Below are 23,173 nucleotides of genomic sequence, written 5' to 3' on the forward strand. Positions count from 1 at the left end.
CCCCTCCGCGGGCTGTGGGGGGGGGGGTGGGGTGGGGTGTGTCTGGGGGGGGGGGGGCGGGGGGGGGCCGGCCGGGGGGGGGGGGGGGCCCCCCGGGGCCGGTGGGGTGGTGGGCTGGTGGGTCAGGACGGGGTGGCGGGGTCCGTGGACATCGCCGGGGCCGGTGCCGCGGCGGCCGCCGCGACGATCGCGGAGACCAGGGCGCGCGGCTTGCGCCCCCGCATCGTCGTCGGGTCGAGGGCGGCGCGGCGCAGCGCCCTGGTGTACGGCTCGGCGGGGGCGGCGAGGACCGTCTCCGTGGAGCCGGACTCCACGACCCGTCCACCGCGCATCACCATGACCTCGGAGCTGATCTCGCGGACCACTCCGAGGTTGTGGGAGATCACGATGTAGGCCAGCTGCCGCTCGGCCTGGAGATCGCGCAGCAGCCGGAGCACCTGCGCCTGGACGGAGACGTCCAGCGCGGAGGTGGCCTCGTCGCAGACCAGCAGCTCGGGGTCGCTGGCCAGGGCGCGGGCGATGCCGATGCGCTGCCGCTGCCCGCCGGAGAACTCGCCGGGGCGCCGGTGGAGTGCGCTGGAGGGCAGCCCGACCTGGTCGATCAGCTCCGCCGCCCGGCGGGCCCGCTCGGCCTTGGAGGCGACGCCTGCCAGCCGCAGCGGCTCGGCCACGATCTCCTCGGCGCTCAGATGCGGGTCCAGGGAGCCGTACGGGTCCTGGAAGACCATCTGCACCCGGCGGCGCAGCGGGCGCAGCCGCCGCTCCGGCAGGGTGGCGATGTCGGTGCCGTCGAGCAGGATGCGGCCCTCGGTGGGGCGCAGCAGCCGGACGAGGGAGCGGGCGATGGTGGACTTGCCGCAGCCGGACTCGCCGACGATGGCGAGCGACCCGCCGCGCCCGACGGTGAAGCCGACGCCGTCCACGGCGCGGAAGTTCCCGCCGTGGACGGGGTATTCGACGACGAGGTTCTCGACGGCCAGCAGGGGTGTGGTCACAGCGCCTCCCGGTGTGCGGCGGCGGGGTCCTGGGGAGCGTCCTCGTCCCAGGGGCCCAGGGTGGGGACGGCGGCGAGCAGGCCGCGGGTGTACGGCTCGGCGGGGTGGTCGACGATCCGCTCGACGGGGCCGGACTCGACGAAGCGGCCGTCGCGCATGACGTGGATGCGGTCGGACACCAGCCGGGCCACACCCAGGTCGTGGGTGATCATCAGGATGCCGATGCCGGTGCGCTCCTGCAACTCCATCATCAGGTCCAGGACGCCGGCCTGGACCGTGACGTCCAGGGCCGAGGTCGGCTCGTCGGCGACCAGCAGCTCGGGCTCGGCGGCCAGGGCGATGGCGATGAGGACGCGCTGGAGCATGCCGCCGGAGAACTGGTGCGGGTAGGCGCCCCAGCGGGTCTCGGGGTGCGGGATCCGCACCCGGCCGAGGAGTTCGATGCCTCGGTTGCGCGCCTCGGCCTTGGACAGTTCGGGGTGGCGCAGCCGCAGGGCCTCGCCCAGCTGGTGGCCGATGGTGTGCACGGGACTGAGCGCGGTCATCGGGTCCTGCGGGATGAGGGACACGCCCCGGCCGCGGATCCGCCGGATCGCCTTGGGGTCGGCGATGATGTCGCAGCCGAGCACGCGGGCGGTGCCGGACAGCACGGCCAGCCCCTCGGGCAGCAGGCGCAGCAGGCCCATGGCGGTGGTCGACTTGCCGGAGCCGGACTCGCCGATGAGCGTGACCGTCTCGCCCGGGGCGATGGTGAAGCCGACGCCGTCGACGGCGCGGACCACGCCGCGGTCGGTGATCAGCTCGATCTGGAGGTCCTCGACCTCAAGCAGCGGGGCCTTCTCGCTGGTCCGGCTCATGAGGAGGCCTCCGTGGCGCGTCGGCGGGTGCGGTCGCGCAGACCGTCGCCCAGCAGGTTGACCCCGACCACCAGGAGCACGATGACGAGGCCGGGCAGGGTCACCAGCCACCAGGAGGTGGTGATGTAGTCCTGGCCGTCGGAGATGATCCGCCCCCAGGTGGCGAACGGCCGCTGGGGTCCGGCGCCGAGGTAGCTGAGCGCGCTCTCCAGCAGCACCGCCTGGGCGAGCAGCAGGAGGACGACCAGGGAGGCCTGGCGGACGATGTTGGGGATGATGTGGCGGGCCAGGATGGCGGCCTGACGCAGTCCGAGTACCCGGGCCGCGGCCACGTACGGCTTCTCCCGCTCGACCAGGACCAGTGACCGGGTGAGCCGGGCCACCTCGGGCCACTGGGCGACCGCGATCACGCAGGTGATGACGGTGACGGAGGGGCCGAAGAGGGCGACGACCAGCAGCAGCATCATCAGCAGCGGGAGCGACATCTGCGCCTCCAGCAGCCGGGAGACGACCGTGTCGATCCAGCGGCCGAAGTATCCGGCGGCCGCGCCGGCGACGATGCCGATGAGTCCGGAGACGACGACCGCCAGCACACCGATGGACAGCGACACCTGGCCGCCGTGCAGCACGCGGGAGAGCACATCGCGGCCGAGCTGGTCGGTGCCGAAGAGATGGCCGTCGGTCAGCGGCGGCAGCCGTCGCGCGGAGAGGTCCTGGTCATCGGCTCCGGCCAGTGGCAGCAGCTGGGCGAGGGCCACGGGGACCACCACCAGCAGAGTGCACACGGCGCCGGCCATAAGTTTCAGGCTCGCGCTGCGGTGGCGCCGGGTGGCGGTGGCGCGGGCCACGTCCTTCGCGGTGACCGCGCTCGGGCGGGCCGCTGCGGCCGTCTCGGCCGGGGCCGGGGGTTCGAGGGCGCCTTTCATGTCTCAGGCCGCCTTTCCCAGGCGTACCCGCGGGTCGAGCAGCGGGTAGGCCAGGTCGATGAGGAGTTGGACGAGGACCGCCAGGGCGGCGGTGACCAGGACGGTGGCCTGGATGAGGGGGTAGTCGCGGGTCTCCAGGGCACGGACGACCAGGGAGCCGACGCCGGGCCAGCCGAAGACCACCTCGACCACCACGACGCCGTTGAGCATCGCGGCGAACCGGGTGCCGAGCGCGGTCAGCACCGGGATGGCGGAGTTGCCGAGGGCGTAACGCCAGGTCAGAGCGCGTTCGGAGACGCCGCGGGAGCGGGCGACGGTGACATACGGGGAGGTCAGGGCCGCCACCATCTCGCGGCGGACCAGCCGGGAGATGAGCGCCATCTGGAGGATGGCCACGGTGACGGTCGGCAGGATCAGTCCGCCCCAGGTGGTGAACCCGGAGGCGGGGAGCACCGGGACCAGCACCGCGAACACGGTCAGCAGCATCACGCCGATCCAGAAGTCCGGCATGGACTGCCCGGCGATGGTGAGGACGTTGGCGCCCAGCTCGCGCTTGGTGTCGGCGCGGCGGGCCATCCATACGCCGAGCGGTACGGCGACGAGCGTGGTGAGCGCGATGGCGGCGGCGGAGAGGGTGATGGTGTACGGCACCCGGTCGAGCACCACGTCGAAGGCGGGGGCGTGGAAGGAGTAGCTGGTGCCGAGGTCGCCGGTGAACAGATCGCGCAGGAACACCCCGTACTGGGTGAGCAGGCTGTCGTTCAGTCCGAACTGTTCGCGGATCCGCGCCAGGTCCTCGCTGGTCGGGTTGGGCCCGGCCAGGGCCGTGGCGGGGTCGCCGGGTGCCATGCGCACCAGCACGAAGACGGTGGAGAGGGTCAGGAAGATGGTCAGGACACTCTGGCCGAGGCGGCGCAGGAGATAGCGGATCACGGCTCAGCCCTCCAGGCGCACGGCGGCGAGGTCGTAGGAGTTGACCTGGAGGAGCCGCACGTCCTGGACGCGGGTCCGGCGGGCCAGCACCACATTGGGGATGAAGGCCCACAGGCAGGGCCGGGTGTCCCAGATCGCCTTCTGAACAGCGGCGAGCTTCTTGTTGCGGACGTCCTCGTCGCTCTCGCGGGAGGCGTCGGCCAGGCGGGTCGCGATCTCGGGGAAGACATAGCCCTGGTAGGTGTCCCGGGTCTTCTCTTTTTCGGGGGTGCCTCCGTACATACCCTGGAGGCTGGTGCTGGCGTAGCCGGTGGGGACGGAGTAGCCGTTGCCGAGGACGTCCCAGTCGCCGCGGCGGCCCTGCCGCCACTGGAGGATGTCGCCGCCCGGCTGGAACTGCTGGAGGGAGGCGCGGACGCCGACGGCGCGCAGCATCTCCAGCACGGCCTCCATCACGGAGGTGTCGGCGGGGAACTCGCCCGACTCCCAGATGATCTTCACCTTGAGGTCGCCGGCGCCCAGCGCGGTCAGCCGTTTGCGGGCCTTGCCGGGGTCGTAGACATAGGACCCGGTGCGCACCGCGCCCCTGAGGGCGAGCGGGACCACGCCCTCGGCCTGCTGGGCGGAGCCGGTGAGCACATCGCGCACCAGGGACTCGCCGTCGATGGCGTAGCTGAGCGCCTCGCGCACCCGGGGGTCCGCCAGCGGGTGCCCCTTGGGCTTGCGGAAGTTGAAGAACAGCTGGTTGACCCGGGTGCCCGAGGTGCGCTCCAGGCGCACGCCGGGCAGGCCGCGCAGCTGCTCGGCGGAGTCGGGCGTGATGGTGTCGATCACGTCCAGCTCGCCGCTGCGCAGGGCGACCACGCGGCTGGACTCCTCCGGGACGAAGCGGACCCGCACCTTCTCGGTGCGGGGGCGCGCTCCCCAGTAGTTGCGGTTGGCGGCCAGGGAGTACTCGCCGGTGCCGGAGTTCGCCGAGGTGACGACGTACGGGCCGGAGCCCACCCCGCCGGACAGCTCCTCGGGGCGGTTTTTGGCGGCCGGGCTGATCAGGATGTTGGCCATCAGCTGGTCGAGGATCGGCACCGGATGTTTGGTGCGCAGATAGAACGTGCGCTCGTCCACCGGCTCGACGACGGGCAGCTCGGGGAACAGGCCGATCAGGAAGGAACCGTTGACGCCCGCGTACATCTTCAGGGCGGTGGCCACGTCCTTGACCGTGACCGGGGCGCCGTCGGAGTAGCGCACGCCGGACCGCAGCCGCACCGTCCAGCGGGTGGGCTCGGTCATCTCGAAGCGATCGGCGAGGACCAGCTCGGTCTTCATGCCCTGCCCGATCCGGGTGAGGGCCTGGCGGACGGCGCGCTGCACCGTGACCGCCGCGTCGAACTGGTTGAGCTTGTTGTCGAGGCTGACCAGGGAGCGGTTCAGCCCCAGGATGACGGTGCCGGGGCCGGGGGCCCCGGTGGGACCGGCGCACCCGGCCAGGGGACCGAGCGCGAGGCCTGCGGTGGCACCCGCGCCCAGACGCAGCACGGTCCGCCGGCTGGCGGCGGTCAGACCGGTTGGGAAACCGGATGGGTTACGGGTCATCGTTGACCTCTCGGCATTTCAGGCGAGCGACCGGCTCGCTCGATCCGTCCGGATCGCCGCCGGACGGGTCACAGTGTCGCGGCGGTCACCGTGGCATGGATGCGCGTTTCACGCAATACCCCTCGCACACTTCGCGCAGGGTGTGTCATCATCGAGACCGCCGGGGCGGCGTGTGCCGCCATCTGCCGCTGCCCTGCCATTCCGCGCTGTTCATGGTCATTGCTGTTCATGGTCGTTCGAGGAGGTACCGGTGTCACCGACGCCCAGTCGCCGGCTGCTCGCCGTCGCGGACGACCTGTCCGGCGCGGCCGAGACGGCCGCCGGGCTTGAATCGCGCACAACGCGCAGTCGGGTGGTGCTTGTTGGGGACTCCGCCGCCCCCCGCCACCCGGGCGAGGCCACCGTGCTCGACCTCGACTCGCGCCATCTGCCCGCCGCCGAGGCGGCCGAGGCGGTCCGCGCCGCGCTGGCCCTGCCGCCCCCGGGCGACCCCCTGGTCCTGAAGAAGATCGACTCGCTGCTGCGGGGGAATGTCGCCGCCGAGGTGGCCGCCCTCGCCGCGGGCGGGGCGGGCGTGGTCGTCGCCCCCGCGCTGCCCGCCGCCGGGCGCGCGGTGCGCGCGGGCGTCGTCCATCTGGGCACCACCCCGCTGCACCACAGCGACGCCTGGCGCGCCGAGCCGGTGCCCCCGCCGCCCTCCGTGGCCGCCGCGCTCGGCCCGGCCCGCACCGCGCTGGTGCCGCTGTCGGCCGTACGGGACTCCCGGCGCACCCTGCTGACCGCGCTGCGGACCGCCCTCGCCGAGGGGCGGGTGGCCGTCTGCGACGCCGAGACCGACGCCGACCTGGACGCGATCGTCGAGGCCGCGCTGGCCGACGGTCCTGGCACCCGCCTGGTCGGCTCCGGCGGCCTGGCCGCCGCCCTCGGCCGCCACCTGTCGGGCGGCGAGCCGCCCCAGGACGACGCGCCGCCCCCAGCCGTCCCACGCCCGCTGCTGGTCGTGGTCGGCACCGCCGAGCCCTCGGCCGCCGAACAGATCCGGCGGCTGGCCGCCGACGGCGCCGCCGTCCTGCGGCTGCCCGTCGAGACCCTGTGCGCGGACGGCCAGGTCGCGCCCATCGCGCCGATCGCACCGCCCCCGCTCAGCGCCGACGGGGTCACCGTCCTCACCCCCGCCTCCACGCGGGCCCCGGTCTCACCCCGGCGGCTGGTGCACGGCCTCGCCCGCGCCGTCGCCGCAGCCGTCGCCCGCCACGACGGGTCCGTCGACCTCGTCCTCACCGGCGGGGAGACCGCCCGGCGGGTGCTGGACGCGCTCGGCGTCACCGAGCTCCACCCCGTCGGCCAGGTGCACCACGGCGCCGTACATCTCCGTACCCCCGACGGGCGATCCGTCGTGACCCGCCCGGGCAGCTTCGGCGACGCCGACTCACTGCGGCAGATCGTCCACGCGCTGCGCCCCCACCCGACTCAACGGAAGGTCCGTCCATGAACCCATCCCCCAACCCCGCCTCCCCCGCCGATGCCCCGCTGCCCCTCATCGCGGTCACCATGGGCGACGGCGCGGGCATCGGACCGGAGGTGGTCGTCCCGGCCCTGCTCGACCAGGACACGCTGGGGCGCTGCCGCCCGGTGGTCATCGGGGACGCGGAGCGGCTGCGCCAGGCCGCCCGGCTACGGGGCGTCGACTGCCGGATCGTCCCCGTCGACACGCCCCAGGAGGCCGAGTTCACCCCGGGGCGGATCAATGTGATCGACCTGGACCTGCTCCCCGCCGACCTGCCCTGGGGCCAACTGTCCCCGGTGGCCGGGGACGCCGCCTACCAGTACGTACGGGCGGCCGCCGAACTCGCCATGAGCGGCGCGGTCCAGGGCATCTGCACCGCCCCCCTGAACAAGGAGGCCCTGCACGCGGGCGGCCACATCTTCCCCGGGCACACCGAACTCCTCGCCCATCTCACCGGCGTCGAGGAGGTGTCGATGATGCTGGCCACCCCGACCGTGAAGGTCATCCACGTCACCACGCACATAGGCCTGATCGACGCGGTCAACCGGATCGAGCCCGGCCTCGTCGAGCGCACCGTGCGCCGCGGCCACGAGGCGATGGTCCGGGCCGGCACCCCGAACCCGGTGATCGGGGTGTGCGGCATCAACCCGCACGCCGGCGAGAACGGGCTGTTCGGCTACGGCGAGGAGGAGGAGAAGATCGTCCCCGCGCTGGAGGTGGTGCGCGCGGACGGCATCGACGCCCGCGGCCCGCTCCCCGCCGACACCGCCTTCTTCCTGGCCGGCCGGGGCGACTACGACCTGATCGTGGCGATGTACCACGACCAGGGCCACGGCCCGGTCAAGGTGCTCGGCCTGGAGGCCGGGGTCAACCTGACCGTCGGACTGCCCGTCATCCGCACCTCCGTCGACCACGGCACCGCCTTCGACATCGCCGGTACCGGCAAGGCGGACGCCGGTAGCATGATCGAGGCCCTGCGGCAGGCGGCCGAGATGTCCTCGGTCCCCGCCCGGTGACCCGAACACCAGAAGAGACGAGCCACGAGTGACGATGCCTGCCCAGGGAGCGCGGGGCCGCCGCGACCAGATCGTCCACCTCGCCACCACCACGGGGCTGGCGAGCGTGGAGGAGCTGTCCCGCGCCTTCGGGGTCACCGCCTCCACCATCCGCCGCGACCTCGCCCAGCTGACCGCCGCCGGCCGGCTGGCGCGCACCTACGGCGGCGCGATGGCCCTGGTGGCACACCCCGAGGCATCGCTGCGCCAGCGCACCGGCGAGGCCTTCGAGGCCAAGCGGGCCATCGCCCGGTGGGCCGCGGGGCAGATCCGTACGGGCGAGACGGTCCTGCTCGACGCGGGCTCCACCGTCGGCGCCCTGGCCCATGAGCTGCGCACGGCCGGGGATCTGACGGTGGCGACGACCGGGCTCACCGCGCTCCAGGAGCTCTCCGACGTGGACGGCGTGCGGGTGGAGTGCCTCGGCGGCACGCTCCGCCCGCTGAGCCAGAGCTTCGTCGGACCGCTCACCGAGGCCGCGCTGGAGCGGATGACCTTCGACCGGGTCTTCCTGGGCGCCGACGGGGTGACGGCCCGCCACGGCCTGTGCGAGGCCGATCTGCGCCAGACCCGCCTCAAGGAGCTGATGGCCCGCCGGGCCGACGCCGTCTATGTGCTGGCCCACTCGTCGAAGATAGGCCGCCGTCCCTTCCACACCTGGGTCCAACTGCCGCCCGGGTGGACGCTGGTGACGGACGGCGCGGCCGACGAGGACGAGGTGCGGGCGCTGCGGGCGGCGGGCATCGAGGTCGTGCTCGTCGACACGGCGGCGTAAGGCGCTCGGCGCGCGCGGCCCCACCGGGCGCGCGCGCCGGGGTACGTCCGCCTGGCGGGCTCGCGGGGTCAGGTGCGGCCGTGCCAGGAGGCCCAGAGCGCGGCGTACGCGCCGCCGCGCCGCACCAGCTCCTCGTGCGGCCCGAGTTCGGTGATCCGCCCGTCCTCCATCACCGCCACCCGGTCGGCGTCGTGCGCGGTGTGCAGCCGGTGGGCGATCGCGACGACGGTGCGCCCTTCGAGGACCGCCGCGAGCGACCGCTCCGTGTCCCGGGCGGCGCGCGGATCGAGCAGCGAGGTGGCCTCGTCCAGGACCAGGGTGTGCGGATCGGCCAGGATCAGCCGGGCCAGGGAGAGTTGCTGCGCCCGGTCGGGCGGCAGCGCCGCGCCGCCCGACCCCACCCGGGTGTCGAGCCCCGTGCGCGCGGCCCACTCCCAGGCGCCGACCGCCCGCAGCGCCCGCTCCAGCTCGGCGTCGTCCGCGTGGGGCCGGGCGAAGAGCAGGTTGTCGCGCACCGTGCCGCGGAAGACATAGGTCTCCTGGGTGACCAGGGCGACCTCGCCGCGCAGTTCGGCCGGTGAGAGGTCGGTCAGCGGCACTCCCCCGACGGTGACCGCGCCGGTGCGCGGCCGGTGGATCCCGGCGAGCAGCCGGCCGAGGGTGGACTTGCCCGCGCCCGACGGGCCGACGACGGCCAGCCGCTCCCCGCGCTCGATCCTGAGGTCGATGTCGCGCAGCACGTCCCGGCCGTCCCGGTAGGCGTAACTCACCGCGCTCACCTCGAGATCTCGCGAGCGCTTGGGATCCGGGCGGGCCGCGGGGCCCGGCCCGCTCCCGCCGGACCCGCTCCCGCCGGACCCGCGGCCGACCCCCAGCAGCCGGGCCAGCGAGGCGGCGCCGGTCTGGAGATCGCCCAGCGAGTACAGCAGCATGTCGACCGGTCCGAGCAGCTGCTGGACGTAGAGCGTGGCCGCGGTGACCGACGCCAGCGAGACCAGGCCCTCGACGGCGAAGAGCCCGCCGACGACCAGGGTGGCGGCCACCGGCAGGACATACGCGGTGTCGCTGATCGGCAGATAGACGGTGAGCAGCCGCAGCGTGCGGCGCTCGGCGGCGTAGGACCCGGCGATGTCCTGGTCCGTGCGGGCGGTGCGGCGCCCGGCGACGCGCAGCGCCTCGACCGTACGGGCCCCCTCGACGGTCTCGGTGAGGCCCTCGGTGAGCTGTGAGTAGGAGGCGTTCTGGGCCAGGAACGCGTCGCGGGAGCGGCTGAAGAACCACCGGGAGGCGACCCACAGCACGGGGACGGCGATCAGGCAGGGGAACGCGAGCAGCGGGCCGACCACGACCATCGCCCCGAGGGTGACGAGGATCGTGACCAGCGCGGTGAGCGCGGCCGGGACGGCGCCGCGCACCACGCGCGCGAGCACGTCCACATCGCGCGTGGTCCGGGTGACCAGATCGCCCGAGCCCGCCCGCTCGACGGTGGCGAGCGGCAGCGTCAGCACATCGTCGACGAACCGCTCGCGCAGCTCGGCCAGGACCTTCTCGCCCAGCCTGGCCGAGGCATACCCGGCGGCATGGGTCAGCGCCGCCTGGGCGACGATGAACGCGCAGATCAGCAGCGCGGTGCGGGGAATGTCGGCGGTGCCGTGCGCGGCGTCCTCGACCAGGCCGCCGAGCAGCCAGGGGCCGACCAGGCCGCAGCCGGCGGCCAGGCCGTGCAGCGCCAAGGCGGCGGCCAGCCGGCGCGGGTGACGCCGGGCCAGCCGCCGGGCGTGGGCGCGGACCTCCTTCGCGGAGGCGACGGGCAGGGCGGCGCTCATGCCGCCCCGTTCCCGCTCGGTCCTGGCGCGCTCATATCGTTTCCTCCTCGCGGGCGACCACGGCCCGGTAGCGGGGGTCGCCGAGCAGTTCGCCGTGCGTGCCGTGGGCGACGGCCTTGGCGTTCTCCACGTAGACGACGTGCTCCGCCCGGTCGAGCAGGATCGGGCTGGTGGTGAACACGACGGTGGTGCGGCCCGCGCGATGGGCGCCGAGCCCGCGGGCGACGCGGGCCTCGGTGTGGGCGTCGACCGCGCTGGTGGGCTCGACCAGGACCAGCACCTCCGGGTCGGCCATGAGCGCCCGTACCAGGCGCAGCCGCTGCTGCTGGCCGCCGGAGAGGTCGCGTCCGGACGCGGCGATCACGGTGTCCGGCCCGTCCGGCAGGGCCTCGACGATGTCGCGCGCCGAGGCGGTGTCCAGCGCTCTCTCCAGCAGTTCGCGGGAGCCCGGACGGGGACCGGCGGGGTCCAGTTCGGCACTCAGCGGGCCGGCGAAGAGCACGTCGTCGTTGGTGGCGACGAGGATGCGCCGCCGCACCTCCGCGAGGGGCATATCCGCGAGCGGAGTGTCCTGCCAGGTGACGGCGGAGTCGGTGTAGCGGCCGAGCCGGTCGGCGAGGGTGGCGGCGTCGGCCGGGGAGGCGCAGGCCACGGCCGTGAACCGGCCCGGTGCCACGGTCAGCCCCGAGTCGGGGTCGGCCAGGGGGCCGGTGCGAGACCGGGGCTCAGCGGTGCCGGAGGCGAGTTCGGGCGCGAGCGCGAGAAAGCGGGTGACGCCGCGGGCGGCGACATGGCCCCGGGTGATCTGCCCGACGGCGTCGGTGAGCCGGCGCAGCGGGTCGACGAGGAAGACGGCGTAGCCGTAGAACGCGACGAACTGCCCGGCGCCGATCCGGCCGGACTCCACGGAACGGGCGCCCAGCCAGACCACGGCGCAGGTCAGCAGGCCCGGGAGCAGCACCTTGACGGCGCCGAACAGGGCGTCGACCCGGGCCAGCGCCACCCCAGCGCCGCGCAGCCGCTGGGAGTCGGCGCGATAGCGGTCGGCGAAGACCTCCTCGCCGCCGATGCCGCGCAGCACGCGCAGACCGCTGACGATGTCGACGGCCCGGCCGGTCAGTTCGGCCTGGTGCTCGCGCAGCCGCTTCTGGCGCCGGTGCAGCGGGCGGATCAGCAGCGCGACCGCCCAGACCATGAGCGGCACGCCGGCCAGCACCACGGCGCCGAGCCGCCAGGAGGCGTCCAGCATGATCGCGGCGATGGCGGCGATGGCCACGACCGCACCGCTGCCGCGGGCGGTGCCGGCCAGCGCCTCGCCGATCCGGTCGATGTCCGCCACTCCGGCGTTGACGATCTCCCCCTTGGCCATGCGCTTGGGCAGGGTGGCGCCGAGCCCGGCGGTCTGGCGGGTGATGAGCTGCATGGTGCGGTACGAGGCGCCGAGCCGGGTGGTGAGGGTGGCGCGGTCCCGCAGGATCCCCGTGACGGCCTGGACCACGCCGAGCACCAGCACGGCGCCGCCCCACAGCAGCAGCGCCCGGCGGTCCCGGTCGACGATCCCGTCGTCGATGGCGGCCCCGATCGCGGCCGGTACGAACGCCTGGGCCAGCACACAGAGAATTCCCCACAAAACGCCGAGGAGAATTGAATTGCGGAGATCACGGGCGAGCCATAACAGATAGGATATAGGTGACCGATGGTCTGGGATTCCGGGTTCCGGATCAGGGAAGCGTCGCATGGCACGCCGATGCTAGTGATGCCGTACCCCGCCCGACGATGGATTTTCCGGCAGGCATGGCCGGGGGCGGGCGGGGCACTCGCGGCGCGATGGATGAGTGGCCGTCGCAATGAATTCTGGAGGTCACCGTGACACGGCAGGCCGATCCCCGGCGCCTCTTCCCCGACGACCGCGCCCCCGCGCCGCCGTCGCCCGGCCCCGGCGGGCAGGGACCGGGCCCCGAGCCGGGGCCGGCGCCCGGGCCGCCGCCCGACCCCGTACCCAGCCCGCCGCCGAGCCCGCCGCCCCCGGGCCCCACGCCCGGTCCGCCGCCCGGCCCGGCGCCGGACCCGGTGCCGCACCCACCCGGCCCCGACCCGGTCCCCGACCCCTCACCCGCCCCGGGACCACTGACCCGGCAGGCCTGCGGCTAGGGGGTGTCCGGCGAATCTTTTCCCGCCCCTTCCCTTCCCGCAGTGTCGAGCCCCTGCCGATTTGCGGTTCCGCCGCGCGGGGCTCCGCCGCATGGCAGCGGGTGTGGGGCGGAGCCCCAGTTTCGGGAAGGGGCGGGGCGGGGGACGAGCCCGCCGCAGGCGTCAAGATCCGCGCTACGGCTTGGGCCGCTTCGGGGTGGCGGCCTTGGCCGCCTTCGCGGCCTGCTTGGTCTGCTGCTTGAAGGCGCGGACCTTGTCCAGCGACTCGGGTCCGGTGATGTCCGCGACCGAGCGGTACGAGCCCTCCTCGCCGTAGGGGCCCGCCGCCTCGCGCCAGCCCTTCGGCCGCACGCCGAGCTGCTTGCCGAGCAGCGCCAGGAAGATCTGCGACTTCTGCTTGCCGAAGCCGGGCAGCGCGTTCAGCCGGCCGAGCAGCTCCTCGCCGGTGGCGACGTCCCGCCACAGCGCGGCCGCGTCACCGTCGTAGTGCTCGACCAGGTACTGGCACAGCTGCTGCACCCGCCTGGCCATGGACCCCGGATACCGGTGCACCGCGGGCTTGGCCGACAGCACCTCCGCGAACCGCTCCGGGTCGCAGGCGGCGATCTCGTGCGCGTCCAGGTCGTCACCGCCCATGCGCCGCGCGATGGTGTACGGGCCGGAGAAGGCCCACTCCATGGGCACCTGCTGGTCGAGCAGCATGCCGGTCAGCGCGGCCAGCGGGCTGCGCCCGAGCAGTGCGTCGGCCTCGGGCTGCTGGGCGAGGCGAAGGGTGACGTCCATCCCGCCCGGATACCCCTCGCGGCCGGGCCGAACCAGCCTCCCCCGGCCGGGTTCCCCCGCACGGGGGAGGCACGGGGGTCAATTCGGCCGAATTGCGAGGCATTCGGGACCGTGCGAATCTGGTGGCGACCGTGAATTCGATCAACCACAAAGGGGGTATCTCCCGGCGACAGCCGGGGGAGGCCGAGCAAGCGGGACATCAGCGAACCTACCTAATGTGCCGCGGGCTGGATGTGACATCGGACCACGGAGACGAGTGACCATGTCAGCAACCGCGACTCGCCACCGGCGCCATGACGACACTCCCGATACCGACGGTGACTTCGCTCGCCTTTCCCGATTGCGGCCGGGACCGGAGCGCGACGCCCTGCGAGAGGCGATCATCTGCGCCTGGCTGCCCGTGGCAAAACGCCTGGCGCTGCGTTTCCGCAATAAGGGCGAGAATATGGAAGACCTCACCCAGGTCGCCTCGCTCGCCCTGGTGAAGGCGGTCGACCGCTACGACCCCGACCTCGGTCACGCATTTCCCTCGTATGCGATCCCCGTCATCACCGGCGAACTCAAGCGGCACTTCCGCGACTATCTGTGGACGCTGCACGTCCCCCGCAATATCCAGGAGGTCCGCTCCCGCACCCGCTCGGCGCGCGACGCGCTGGAACAGGAACTCGGCGGCCGCACCCCCACCATCACCGAGATATCCACCCGCACCGGCATGCCCAAGGAAGATGTGAAAGCGGGCCTGGAGGCCAGCGCCTCGTGCACCCCGCTCTCCCTCAACGCCGCCGTCCAGGGTGCCGAGGAGCGGCTGCTCGCCGAGACGGTGGGCGCGGACGACGCGGCGATCGAGCGCGTCGTCAACCGGGAGGCGCTCCGGGCGCTGATCACCCACCTCTCCGAGCAGGACCGTTACGTCCTGTATCTGCGGTTCTTCGTCGGCCTCTCGCAGAGCCAGATCGGCGAGATCCTCGGCTTCTCGCAGATGCACATCTCCCGCAGGCTCTCCCGGCTGTACAGCGAATTGAGGCAGGGCCTGCTGGCCCATGCCTGAGCCGCGCAGGAGGAGGTGGCCGATGGCCCCGGAGCCCGAGGACGAGACGGCCCGCATCGCCGCGGACGGCGCGATGCTCGTGGGCGACCTGGTGGTGCCCGAGGGGTCCGGCGGCATGGTGGCCTTCGCCCACGGCAGCGGCAGCTCCCGGCACAGCCCGCGCAATCGCGCGGTGGCCGAGGTGCTTCAGCGGGCCGGCCTGGGGACGCTGCTGTTCGACCTGCTGACCCTGGACGAGGAGCGGGTGGACGCGATCACCGCCGAGCACCGCTTCGACATCCCCCTGCTGGGCCGGCGCCTGGTGGCGGCGGTGGACTGGCTCGGCGGGCACCCGAAGACGGCCGCGCTGCCAGTCGGGCTGTTCGGCGCCAGCACGGGCGCGGCGGCGGCGCTGGTGGCCGCGGCGGAGCGGCCGGAGCGGGTGCGGGCCGTGGTGTCCCGGGGCGGCCGGCCCGATCTGGCGGGCGGCGCGCTCTCCCGGGTCCGCGCCCCGGTGCTGCTGGTGGTGGGCGGCGAGGACCGTGAGGTGCTGCGGCTCAACGAGCAGGCGGCGGCCATGCTCGCGGCGCCGCACTCCCTGCATGTGGTGCCCGGCGCGACGCACCTGTTCGAGGAGCCCGGGACGCTGGACCAGGCGGCCGCGGCGGCCCGCGACTGGTTCCTGGACATGACCGCCGCCCCCGCCGGAGGCCCGGGCGGCTCCCGGCGGTCCCCCCGGCGGCCCTGAGCGCCCCCGAGCGCATGCGCTTTACGCCCCCGGGTCGCACGGGGGAGCACTGCCGGGGCGCTCGGGGGGCACGGAGGGGCGCCGAGGGGCGCTGAGTGTGCGTCAGCCGCCCAGCACCTCGCCGAGGTCGTAGCGCACCGGCTCCTCCAGCTGGCTGTAGGTGCAGCCGTGCGGCTCGCGGTCGGGCCGCCAGCGGCGGAAGCGGGCCGTGTGGCGGAAGCGGTCGCCCTGCATGTGGTCGTACGCCACCTCGCACACCCGCTCCGGCCGCAGCGGCACCCACGACAGGTCCTTGACACCGGTCCAGCGGCTGGGCGCGCCGGGCATCCGGCCGCGCGTCTGCGCCTCCTCGCCGGCCCAGTCGGCCCAGGGGTGCCCGCCCAGGGAGTCCATCCGCAGCGGCTCCAGCTCGGCCATGAGCTCCTCGCGCCGCCGCATGGAGAAGGCGCCGCACACGCCGACGTGCTGGAGCCGGCCCGAGGCGTCGTACAGGCCCAGCAGCAGCGAGCCGACGACCGGGCCGGACTTGTGCGGGCGCATCCCCGCCACCACACAGTCCGCGGTCCGCTCGTGCTTGACCTTGACCATGACCCGCTCCCCCGGCCGGTAGCCGAGGTCGGGGCGCTTGGCGATGACGCCGTCCAGGCCCGCCCCCTCGAACTGCTGGAACCACCGCTCCGCGACCTCGATGTCATCGGTCCAGGGCGCGGTGTGGACCGGGTCGGCGGCGGCGCTCAGCGCCTCGGTCAGCGCGTCCCGCCGCTGCCGCAGGGGGGTGTCCATCAGGGACTCGTCGCCGAGCGCCAGCAGGTCGAAGGCGACGAAGCTCGCCGGGGTCACCTCGGCGAGGTGGCGCACCCGCGACTCGGCGGGGTGGATGCGCTCCAGGAGCGCGTCGAAGTCCAGGCGGCCGCCACGGGCGATCACGATCTCGCCGTCGAGGACGCAGCGCGGCGGCAGATTCGCGCGCAGGGCGTCGACCAGTTCCGGAAAGTAGCGGGTCAGCGGCTTGCCCGAGCGGCTGGCCAGCTCGACCTCGTCCCCGTCGCGGAACACGATGGCCCGGAAGCCGTCCCATTTCGCCTCGTACCGCATGCCCGGCGGGATGGCGGCCGCGGACTTGGCCAGCATCGGCTCCACGGGCGGCATGACCGGAAGGTCCATGCCCCGATTGTCTGTCCCTCGCGGGCCGCGCGCCCGCCGGGAGGTGGTCGGGGGCGCGCGGGCCTAGCGTGGAGTCCATGGGAGAGACGGCGGAGCTCACGGTCGGCGAGCGCACGGTACGGCTGACCAACCCCGGCAAGGTCTATTTTCCGCGGCGGGGCTTCACCAAGCTGGACGTCGCCCGCTACTACCTGGCCGTGGGCGACGGCATCCTGCGGGCGCTGCGGGACCGGCCGACGATGCTGGAGCGCTACCCGGACGGCGTAGAGGGCGAGTCGTTCTTCCAGAAGCGGGCGCCGAAGAACCTGCCCGAGTGGATTCCGACCGGGCGGATCTCCTTCCCCAGCGGGCGCCACGCGGACGAGATCTGCCCCACCGAGGCCGGGGCCGTGGTGTGGGCGGCGAATCTGGGGTGTCTGACCTTCCACCCGTGGCCGGTGCGGCGTCAGGACACCGACCACCCCGACGAGCTGCGGATCGATCTGGACCCGCAGCCGGGCACCGGTTACGAGGACGCGGTGTGGGCGGCCGGGGAGCTGCGGCCGGTGCTGGAGGGGCTGGGGCTGCGGGGGTGGCCGAAGACGTCCGGCGGCCGCGGGCTGCATGTGTTCGTGCCCATCGAGCCGGTGTGGACGTTCACCCAGGTGCGCCGGGCCGCGATCGCCATCGCCCGCGAGCTGGAGCGGCGCGCGCCACGGCGGATCACCACGGCGTGGTGGAAGGAGGAGCGCGGCGAGAAGGTGTTCGTGGACTACAACCAGACGGCCCGCGACCGGACCATCGCCAGCGCCTATTCCGTACGCCCCCGGGCGGATGCACCGGTCTCGGCGCCGCTGCTCTGGGAGGAGGTGCCGGACGCCCGGCCGGAGGACTTCGACCTGGCCACCATGCCGGTGCGGTTCCGGGAACTGGGCGATGTGCACGCCGACATGGACGGGCAGCCCTGTCGGCTGGAGGCCGCGCTGGAGCTGGCGGAGCGGGACGAGCGGGAGCACGGCCTGGGCGATCTGCCGTATCCGCCCGAGCATCCGAAGGTGAAGGGCGAGCCGAAGCGGGTGCAGCCGAGCCGCGCCAAGAAGTGACGCGCCGAGAAGTGAGGGGTGTGGCCGGACGGCCACACCCCTCACCGCTTCGGAATCAGCTCTTGGGGGAGGTGAACTCGGCGGTGCCCAGGGTGGCGAACCAGCCGCGGATCCGGTTCTGGTCGTGCGTCGCGGCGAGCGACAGCAGGAGCAGCAGCCGGGCCTTCTGCGGGGTGAGGTCCGCGGCGCCGATGACGCCGTCGGTGTTCGTGTCGTAGACGGCGCCGGAGCCGGTGCGGGTGGTGGCGGCGAAGAGCACGCCGTTCTTGATGGCGTCCTTGCGCGCCGCGGACATCTGCGGGGAGATGCCGCCCGCGCCGGTGCCCGCGGTCACCACCCCGTCCGCCCCGGCGTCGGCGAAGGCCTTGACCGCCTCGCCGCCGGCGTCCTGGTAGCTGTAGGCGATCTCGACCTTGGGCAGCCCCTTCTCGGCGATCCTGTCCAGGTCGAAGGGGGTCTGCCAGGACTTCCTGCCGCACTGCTGGACGCGCGCGGGCGCGCGGTTGAGCCGGATGGTGTCCTGGTCGACGACGCCGAGTTCGCCGCTGGCGCCGCTGGTGAACGTGTCCATCCGCAGCGCGTCCGTCTTGCGGACCTCACGGGCGGCCTGGATCTGGTCGTTGAGCATCAGGACGGTGCCGTAGCAGGTGGTCTTGGAGCTGGCGGCCAGGTGGATGGCGTTGTACAGGTTGGCGGGCGCGTCGGTGCCGATCACCGTCCAGGGGCGCATCGAGCCGGTGAGGACGACCGGCTTGTCGCTGCGGACGGTCAGGTCGAGCCAGTACGCGAACTCCTCCATGGTGTCGGTGCCGGTGGTGACCACGACCCCGTCGTTCGTCTTCAGCGCCTTGTCGACCGCGGCCGTGAGTCTGCGGTAGTCGGCGATCGAGTAGCCGCTGGAGCCCTTGTTGCCGAACTGCTCGGTGGAGACGTCGGCGACCGTGTCCACCTCCGGCTTGAGGTCGTCGACCAGCTCGGACACCGGCAGCTTCCCGGACTGGTAGTCCTGGAAGGACACCCGGCTCTTGCTGACGCCGGAGATGGTGCCGCCGGTGCCGATGACGGCCACCTTCGGCAGGGGCTTCTTGTCGGGCTCCGCTCCGGCGACCGAGGCGGTCGTGCCGAGGGCGAGGGATATGAGGGTGAGCAGCACGGTGGAGCGGCGGGTGAGCTTGCGCATCGGTGGGATGGTCTCCTCGGCCGGGGGCGATGTGAACCAGGCGGACGGAAACTTTCCGCATACATGTTTCCCGGGCGTTCGGTGATCGTGAACTGGCGATTGCCGTCCGCGCCAGGAGTTCCTACCCTCCGGGGGCCGGGGCGCGAAGCCGGGCCAGGAGCAGCGCCACATCGTCGTCGGGCGCCCCGTGCAGGGCGGCCAGCACCTGGTCGCAGGTGCGCTCCAGCGGGCCCTGTTGACGGCTCAGCAGCTCCAGCAGGGTGTGCAGACCCACGTCGATGGACTGGTGGCGCTTCTCGACCAGACCGTCGGTGAACAGGGCAAGCACGGTGCCAGGCGACAGTTCGCACTCGGCCGGGGCGAAGGGCACGCCGCCCACGCCCAGCGGTGCGCCGCTGGGCATCTCGAGGAGTTCGGCCTGTCCTCCCGGGGGCACCAGCACCGGTGGCAGATGGCCGGCGGTGGACATCCGGCACCGGCCGCTGCGCGGGTCGCAGACCGCGTACAGACAGGTGGCGATGGAGTCGCCCAGGGTGGTGGTGATGTCGTCGAGGTGGCGCAGCAGTTCGGCGGGGGCCAGGTCGAGCTGGGCGAAGGCCCGGGTGGCGGTGCGCAGTTGGCCCATGATCGCGGCGGCGTGGATGCCCTTGCCCATCACGTCCCCGACCACCAGGGCCACCTTGCCGTCCTTGAGCGACAGCACGTCGAACCAGTCGCCGCCGGCCGCGCTGACCGCGGGCAGATAGCGCGAGGCGATCTCCAGGCCGTCCAGGTCGCGCGGCTGCTGGGACAGCAGGCTGCGCTGGAGGGTGAGCGCGGCGTCGCGCTCCCGGGCGTACAGCCGGGCGTTGTCGATGCACAGCGCGGCGCGGGTGGCCAGTTCGCAGGCGAGGGTGAGGTCCTGCTCGTCGAAGGGGCGGTCGTTGATCGTGCGGTGCAGGCTGAGGGTGCCGAGCACGCTGCCGCGGGCGATCAGCGGGGCCGCGAGATAGGAGTGGACGCCCTCCTTGCGCAGCACGGCGGTGGCCGCCTCGTCCCGCGCGATGCGGCGCAGGTCCTCGTCGGTCACCTGGGGCACGAAGATCGGCTGGGCCTCGTGGACACAGCGGGTGATCATGCGGCTCGGGTCGTACCGGGCGATCTCGCCGACCGGGTCCGCGGCGTGCACGGCGTCGGTGGGGTAGCCCGCCGCCACGGCCAGCGCCCGGAAGCGGGCCGAGCCGTCCGCGCCCACCCGGGCCATGGGCTCGCGGCGCACCACGGCGTCCAGCACATCCACGGCGGCGAGGTCGGCCAGCCGGGGCACGGTCACATCGGCCAGCTCCTGGGCGGTCTGCCGCAGGTCCAAGGTGGTGCCGATGCGCACCCCGGCCTCGGCGATGAGGCCCAGCCGCTCGCGGGCCTCGGAGATCTCGCTGGTCGCCCGGTGGCGTCTGGACACATCGATCACCGAGATCGCGACGCCCAGGACGCGCCCGCTGGGGTCCTCCAGCCGGTAGTACGACTCCGACCAGGCGTGGTCGTGGTCCGGGTCGGCCGGGGTGCGGCCGACGGTCTGCTGGTCGAGCAGCGGCCGCCCGGTCTCCATGACATGCAGCATCGCGCCCTCGATGGCCCGGGTGTCCATGTGGGGCAGCACCTCCGCGAGGCGCCGGCCGCGCACCCGCTCCTGCGACAGGCCGTTCATCTTCCGCAGGGCCGGGTTGGCCAGGGCCCACCGCAGGTCGGTGTCGAACACGGCGAGGCCCACGGGCGACTGCTCGACCAGGAAGCCGGAGACGGCCAGGTCGGTCTCCAGCTGCCGTACGGTGCCCTCGTCGGCGGCGAGCCCCAGGGCGTAGGCGTCGCCGCGGGAGTCCCGCAGGCCCATGGTGCGGAACTCCACCCGCAGGGCGCCGCCGTCCTTGTGGCGGACCGGGAAGACCCCCGCCCACATCTTGCCCGCGCGCACCTGGGCGAACAGCTCCGCCGCTGACTGCCGGTTCTCGCGGTCGACCAGCAGCCGGGCGGCGTTGCGCCCCAGGGCCTCGGCGGCGCGGTAGCCCAGCAGCTGCTCGGCCTCCGGGCTCCACAGGGCGATGCGGCCGTCGCTGTCCAGCACCACCGCGGCGACCCGCAGCAGATCGAGGAGACCTCCCGGGGCGGCGGCCAGGTCGGCCAGGGCCGCCTCGCCGTCCCCTCGCGGGCGGTCTTGCGCAGTCATCCCGGCACCTCATTCCCGCTGCCCGTACGCAGGGGCGGGCCGACGTGGCACCAACGGTCGGCCGGGCGGGCCTCCGGAGTGCCCTTCTTCTGTCATACCTCTCCGGGCGCGGGCCCGCACACCCAGGTCACGCGGCCGGTGCGGCGGTGGCGGCCCCGTCGCGGGGCCGCGGGTGTTCAGGGGGTGACGGGCCGCGGCCGGGCGGACAGCGCGCGCAGCACGGTCTCGGTGGTGCGCTCCAGATAGTCGGCTTCGAGCCGCACGCCACGGACGGACACATGCCAGTAGACCAGCGCGGCGAGCAGGTCGAGCGCCGTCTCGCGGTCCGTGTCCGGGGGCAGCTCGCCGCGCCCCACCGCCCGGTCCAGGACCACGACGGCGCGTGCGCGGCGCGGCTCGCCGACGCTCCTGGCCAGCGCCTCGGCCAGCGCGGGGTCGCGGTGTGCCTCGGCGATCAGGTCCGGGAAGATCCGCGAGAACCGCGGATGGGTGAGCCAGTCGGCCACCGAGCGCAGCAGGGCCAGCACATCGCCGCGCAGCGAGCCGGTGTCGGGGGCCTCCAGGCGCTCGACGCTCAGCTCGGAGACGACCGCGATGATCATGTGCTGCTTGGAGGGCCAGCGGCGGTACAGGGCGCTCTTGCCGACCCCCGCCCGCTTGGCCACGGCCTCCATCGAGAGCCGCCCGTAGCCCTGCTCGGCGAGCTCGTCGAGCACGGCCTCGGCGATGGCCACGGTCTTGTCGGCGCGCAGGGCGGCGGCGCCGCTGGGGGCGCGTCGGGTCGGCTGAGGCATAGGGGCGAGGGTAACAGATGGACGGAACGGTCCCGTCCCGTTTAGGCTCGAGGAGACGACGGGACGGTACCGTTCCGTCCGATCGTTCCGTCCGTTTCGTCGCTGTTCCATCGCTGCTCCATCGCCTTCGAGGGATGCTCGTTCATGAAGACAACCCACCAGACCGCCCCCACCGGCCGGACCGATCCGGCGGCCCGTCCCCGTACTCCCCGTACTCCCCGTACGGCCGTCGAGGTGTTCGACCGGGCCAAGGAACTGCTGCTCGCCCACGACATGCTCGGGTTCGCCGACCTGTGGGCGGTCGACGGAACCATGGAGTTCCCGTTCGCGCCGCCCGGCCGGCCGAGCCGGCTGGAGGGGCGCGAGGCGGTGCGGGAGTATGTGCGCGACTACACCGACCATCTGGACGTACGCGCGGTGACCCATGACGTCAGACACCGGACCGAAGACCCGGACACCCTGATCGTCGAGTTCGCGGTGGAGGGCGTCGCCGTCCGCACCGGGCGCCCGTACCGCATGGCGTACGTCGCCTTCATCACGGTCGACGGCGGCGAGATCACCGCCTACCGCGACTACTGGAACCCGCTCGCCGCCGGCCACACGCTGGGCATCCTCGACGAGCTGACCACCGCGTACGCGGAGGGCCGGGCCGATGGCTGAACCCACCGTCCTGGTCACCGGCGCGACCGGGAACACCGGCTCCCGGCTGCTGCCGCTCCTCGCCGAGCGGGGCGCCCGGATCAGGGCGGCCGCCCGCCGCCCGGGCCCCGCGGCGGGGCCGTACGAGACCGTCCGGTTCGACTGGCGCGACCCGGCCACCCACGCCGCGGCGCTGCGCGGGGCGACCCATCTCTACCTCATCGCCCCGGTGGCGGAGGCCGAGCCGGTGTCGCTGGTCGAGCCCTTCCTGGCCGACGCGGTCCGCCAGGGCGTACGGCGCGTGGTGCTGGTCAGCTCCTCCGCGGTCACCGCCGAGACGCCGGGGCTGGGGGCCCTGCACCGGCTCGTCCAGGAGACCGCCCCCGAGTGGACGGTGCTGCGGCCCTCGTGGTTCATGCAGAACTTCACCCTCGACCACCCCGTGGCCCAGGGGATCCGCGCGACCGGCGAGATCGTCACCGCCACCGGGGACGCCAGGGTCGGCTTCGTCGACGCGGGCGACATCGCCGCCGTCGCGGCGCGGGCCCTCCTGGACGAACGGCCGCACGACACCGCGCACATCATCACCGGGCCCGAGGCGATCGGCTACGGCGACGCCGCGCGCATCATCGCCGAGGTGTCCGGCCGGGCCGTCCACCATGTCGCGGTGGACACCGCGGCCCTGGCCGGGCGGCTGACCGACGCCGGATACCCGAAGGAGTTCGCCGCCATGCTGGCCGGGCTCGACGAGGACATCCGGCACGGCGCGGAGGACCGCACGACCGACACGGTGCTCCGGGTCACCGGACGCGCCCCCCGCTCGTTCCGCGACTTCGCCGCCGAACACCGCGCGGACTGGGCCCAGCCAGGCCTGTCCGGCGGATCTTGACGCCTGCGGCGGGCCCACGCGGCGGAGCCCCGCGCGGCCGCCGGAC

The 23,173-nt window shown here is 73.7% G+C and carries 20 protein-coding genes; 8 read left to right on the forward strand and 12 right to left on the reverse strand.

Annotated elements, in window-relative coordinates; translation table 11 throughout:
* Positions 1 to 122: 122 nt before the first annotated feature.
* Genes ABTY62_RS30260 through ABTY62_RS30280 form a run of 5 tightly spaced genes read right to left on the reverse strand, consistent with a single transcriptional unit; the run spans position 123 to position 5,304 of the window.
* On the reverse strand, positions 123 to 995 hold the full coding sequence (locus tag ABTY62_RS30260) for an ATP-binding cassette domain-containing protein (protein WP_352132602.1): 873 nt from the start codon (positions 993 to 995) through the stop codon (positions 123 to 125).
* Entirely contained in the window at positions 992 to 1,852 is an 861-nt protein-coding gene (locus tag ABTY62_RS30265) for an ABC transporter ATP-binding protein (RefSeq protein ID WP_352132603.1), read from the reverse strand. The genes ABTY62_RS30260 and ABTY62_RS30265 overlap by 4 nt, the downstream gene beginning before the upstream one ends.
* Entirely contained in the window at positions 1,849 to 2,778 is a 930-nt protein-coding gene (locus ABTY62_RS30270; RefSeq protein ID WP_352132604.1) for an ABC transporter permease, read from the reverse strand. The genes ABTY62_RS30265 and ABTY62_RS30270 overlap by 4 nt, the downstream gene beginning before the upstream one ends.
* Positions 2,779 to 2,781: 3 nt before the next feature.
* Positions 2,782 to 3,711 carry an ABC transporter permease gene (locus ABTY62_RS30275; protein WP_352132605.1) on the reverse strand — a complete coding sequence of 310 codons (930 nt, stop codon included), beginning with the start codon at positions 3,709 to 3,711 and terminating at the stop codon, positions 2,782 to 2,784.
* A 3-nt stretch (positions 3,712 to 3,714) separates the two neighbouring features.
* A complete protein-coding gene (locus ABTY62_RS30280; RefSeq protein ID WP_352132606.1) occupies positions 3,715 to 5,304 on the reverse strand; it encodes an ABC transporter substrate-binding protein in 1,590 nt (529 codons plus the stop codon).
* A 250-nt stretch (positions 5,305 to 5,554) separates the two neighbouring features.
* Here ABTY62_RS30280 and ABTY62_RS30285 point away from each other — a divergent pair, with 250 nt between their 5' ends.
* Genes ABTY62_RS30285 through ABTY62_RS30295 form a run of 3 tightly spaced genes read left to right on the forward strand, consistent with a single transcriptional unit; the run spans position 5,555 to position 8,641 of the window.
* Positions 5,555 to 6,796 carry a four-carbon acid sugar kinase family protein gene (locus ABTY62_RS30285; RefSeq protein WP_352132607.1) on the forward strand — a complete coding sequence of 414 codons (1,242 nt, stop codon included), beginning with the start codon at positions 5,555 to 5,557 and terminating at the stop codon, positions 6,794 to 6,796.
* The gene (pdxA, locus tag ABTY62_RS30290; protein WP_352132608.1) at positions 6,793 to 7,827 is read left to right on the forward strand and encodes a 4-hydroxythreonine-4-phosphate dehydrogenase PdxA; all 1,035 of its coding nucleotides are present in this window, start codon (positions 6,793 to 6,795) and stop codon (positions 7,825 to 7,827) included. The genes ABTY62_RS30285 and pdxA overlap by 4 nt, the downstream gene beginning before the upstream one ends.
* Positions 7,828 to 7,861: 34 nt before the next feature.
* A complete protein-coding gene (locus ABTY62_RS30295) occupies positions 7,862 to 8,641 on the forward strand; it encodes a DeoR/GlpR family DNA-binding transcription regulator (protein ID WP_352132609.1) in 780 nt (259 codons plus the stop codon).
* 68 nt (positions 8,642 to 8,709) lie between these two features.
* Here ABTY62_RS30295 and ABTY62_RS30300 read toward each other — a convergent pair whose 3' ends face one another.
* The 3 genes from ABTY62_RS30300 to ABTY62_RS30310 form a co-directional block, all read right to left on the reverse strand.
* Positions 8,710 to 10,467: an ABC transporter ATP-binding protein gene (locus tag ABTY62_RS30300; RefSeq protein ID WP_352132610.1), complete on the reverse strand. Its 1,758-nt coding sequence runs from the start codon at positions 10,465 to 10,467 to the stop codon at positions 8,710 to 8,712.
* 31 nt (positions 10,468 to 10,498) lie between these two features.
* Positions 10,499 to 12,097, reverse strand: a complete 1,599-nt coding sequence (locus ABTY62_RS30305) for an ABC transporter ATP-binding protein (RefSeq protein WP_352132611.1) — start codon at positions 12,095 to 12,097, stop codon at positions 10,499 to 10,501.
* Between the two features lie 695 nt (positions 12,098 to 12,792).
* Positions 12,793 to 13,401, reverse strand: coding sequence for an HhH-GPD-type base excision DNA repair protein (locus ABTY62_RS30310; RefSeq protein WP_352132612.1), 609 nt, complete (start codon positions 13,399 to 13,401; stop codon positions 12,793 to 12,795).
* 262 nt (positions 13,402 to 13,663) lie between these two features.
* Between ABTY62_RS30310 and ABTY62_RS30315 the strand changes: the two genes are divergently transcribed.
* Both ABTY62_RS30315 and ABTY62_RS30320 read left to right on the forward strand, forming a co-directional pair.
* Positions 13,664 to 14,449 carry a SigB/SigF/SigG family RNA polymerase sigma factor gene (locus ABTY62_RS30315; protein ID WP_311730625.1) on the forward strand — a complete coding sequence of 262 codons (786 nt, stop codon included), beginning with the start codon at positions 13,664 to 13,666 and terminating at the stop codon, positions 14,447 to 14,449.
* Positions 14,450 to 14,471: 22 nt separating this feature from the next.
* On the forward strand, positions 14,472 to 15,176 hold the full coding sequence (locus tag ABTY62_RS30320; protein WP_311730623.1) for a dienelactone hydrolase family protein: 705 nt from the start codon (positions 14,472 to 14,474) through the stop codon (positions 15,174 to 15,176).
* Positions 15,177 to 15,278: 102 nt separating this feature from the next.
* Here the strand turns inward: ABTY62_RS30320 and ABTY62_RS30325 are convergent, their stop codons facing one another.
* Positions 15,279 to 16,340, reverse strand: a complete 1,062-nt coding sequence (locus ABTY62_RS30325; RefSeq protein ID WP_352132613.1) for an ATP-dependent DNA ligase — start codon at positions 16,338 to 16,340, stop codon at positions 15,279 to 15,281.
* 77 nt (positions 16,341 to 16,417) lie between these two features.
* Between ABTY62_RS30325 and ligD the strand changes: the two genes are divergently transcribed.
* A complete protein-coding gene (ligD, locus tag ABTY62_RS30330) occupies positions 16,418 to 17,422 on the forward strand; it encodes a non-homologous end-joining DNA ligase (RefSeq protein ID WP_352132614.1) in 1,005 nt (334 codons plus the stop codon).
* 55 nt (positions 17,423 to 17,477) lie between these two features.
* Here the strand turns inward: ligD and ABTY62_RS30335 are convergent, their stop codons facing one another.
* The 3 genes from ABTY62_RS30335 to ABTY62_RS30345 form a co-directional block, all read right to left on the reverse strand.
* Positions 17,478 to 18,602: an asparaginase gene (locus ABTY62_RS30335; protein ID WP_352132615.1), complete on the reverse strand. Its 1,125-nt coding sequence runs from the start codon at positions 18,600 to 18,602 to the stop codon at positions 17,478 to 17,480.
* Between the two features lie 121 nt (positions 18,603 to 18,723).
* A complete protein-coding gene (locus ABTY62_RS30340; protein WP_352132616.1) occupies positions 18,724 to 20,805 on the reverse strand; it encodes a SpoIIE family protein phosphatase in 2,082 nt (693 codons plus the stop codon).
* A gap of 176 nt (positions 20,806 to 20,981) precedes the next feature.
* Complete coding sequence (locus tag ABTY62_RS30345; RefSeq protein ID WP_352132617.1) at positions 20,982 to 21,599, reverse strand: TetR/AcrR family transcriptional regulator; 618 nt, start codon at positions 21,597 to 21,599, stop codon at positions 20,982 to 20,984.
* A gap of 144 nt (positions 21,600 to 21,743) precedes the next feature.
* Between ABTY62_RS30345 and ABTY62_RS30350 the strand changes: the two genes are divergently transcribed.
* Both ABTY62_RS30350 and ABTY62_RS30355 read left to right on the forward strand, forming a co-directional pair.
* Positions 21,744 to 22,259 (forward strand): nuclear transport factor 2 family protein, encoded by a 516-nt coding sequence (locus ABTY62_RS30350; RefSeq protein WP_352132618.1) that lies wholly within the window; start codon positions 21,744 to 21,746, stop codon positions 22,257 to 22,259.
* Positions 22,252 to 23,127: an NAD(P)H-binding protein gene (locus ABTY62_RS30355; protein WP_352132619.1), complete on the forward strand. Its 876-nt coding sequence runs from the start codon at positions 22,252 to 22,254 to the stop codon at positions 23,125 to 23,127. Before ABTY62_RS30350 ends, ABTY62_RS30355 begins: the two co-directional genes overlap by 8 nt.
* Positions 23,128 to 23,173: the final 46 nt, after the last annotated feature.

Source organism: Streptomyces sp. NPDC097640, from assembly GCF_040302705.1.
Classification (GTDB): Bacteria; Actinomycetota; Actinomycetes; order Streptomycetales; family Streptomycetaceae; genus Streptomyces.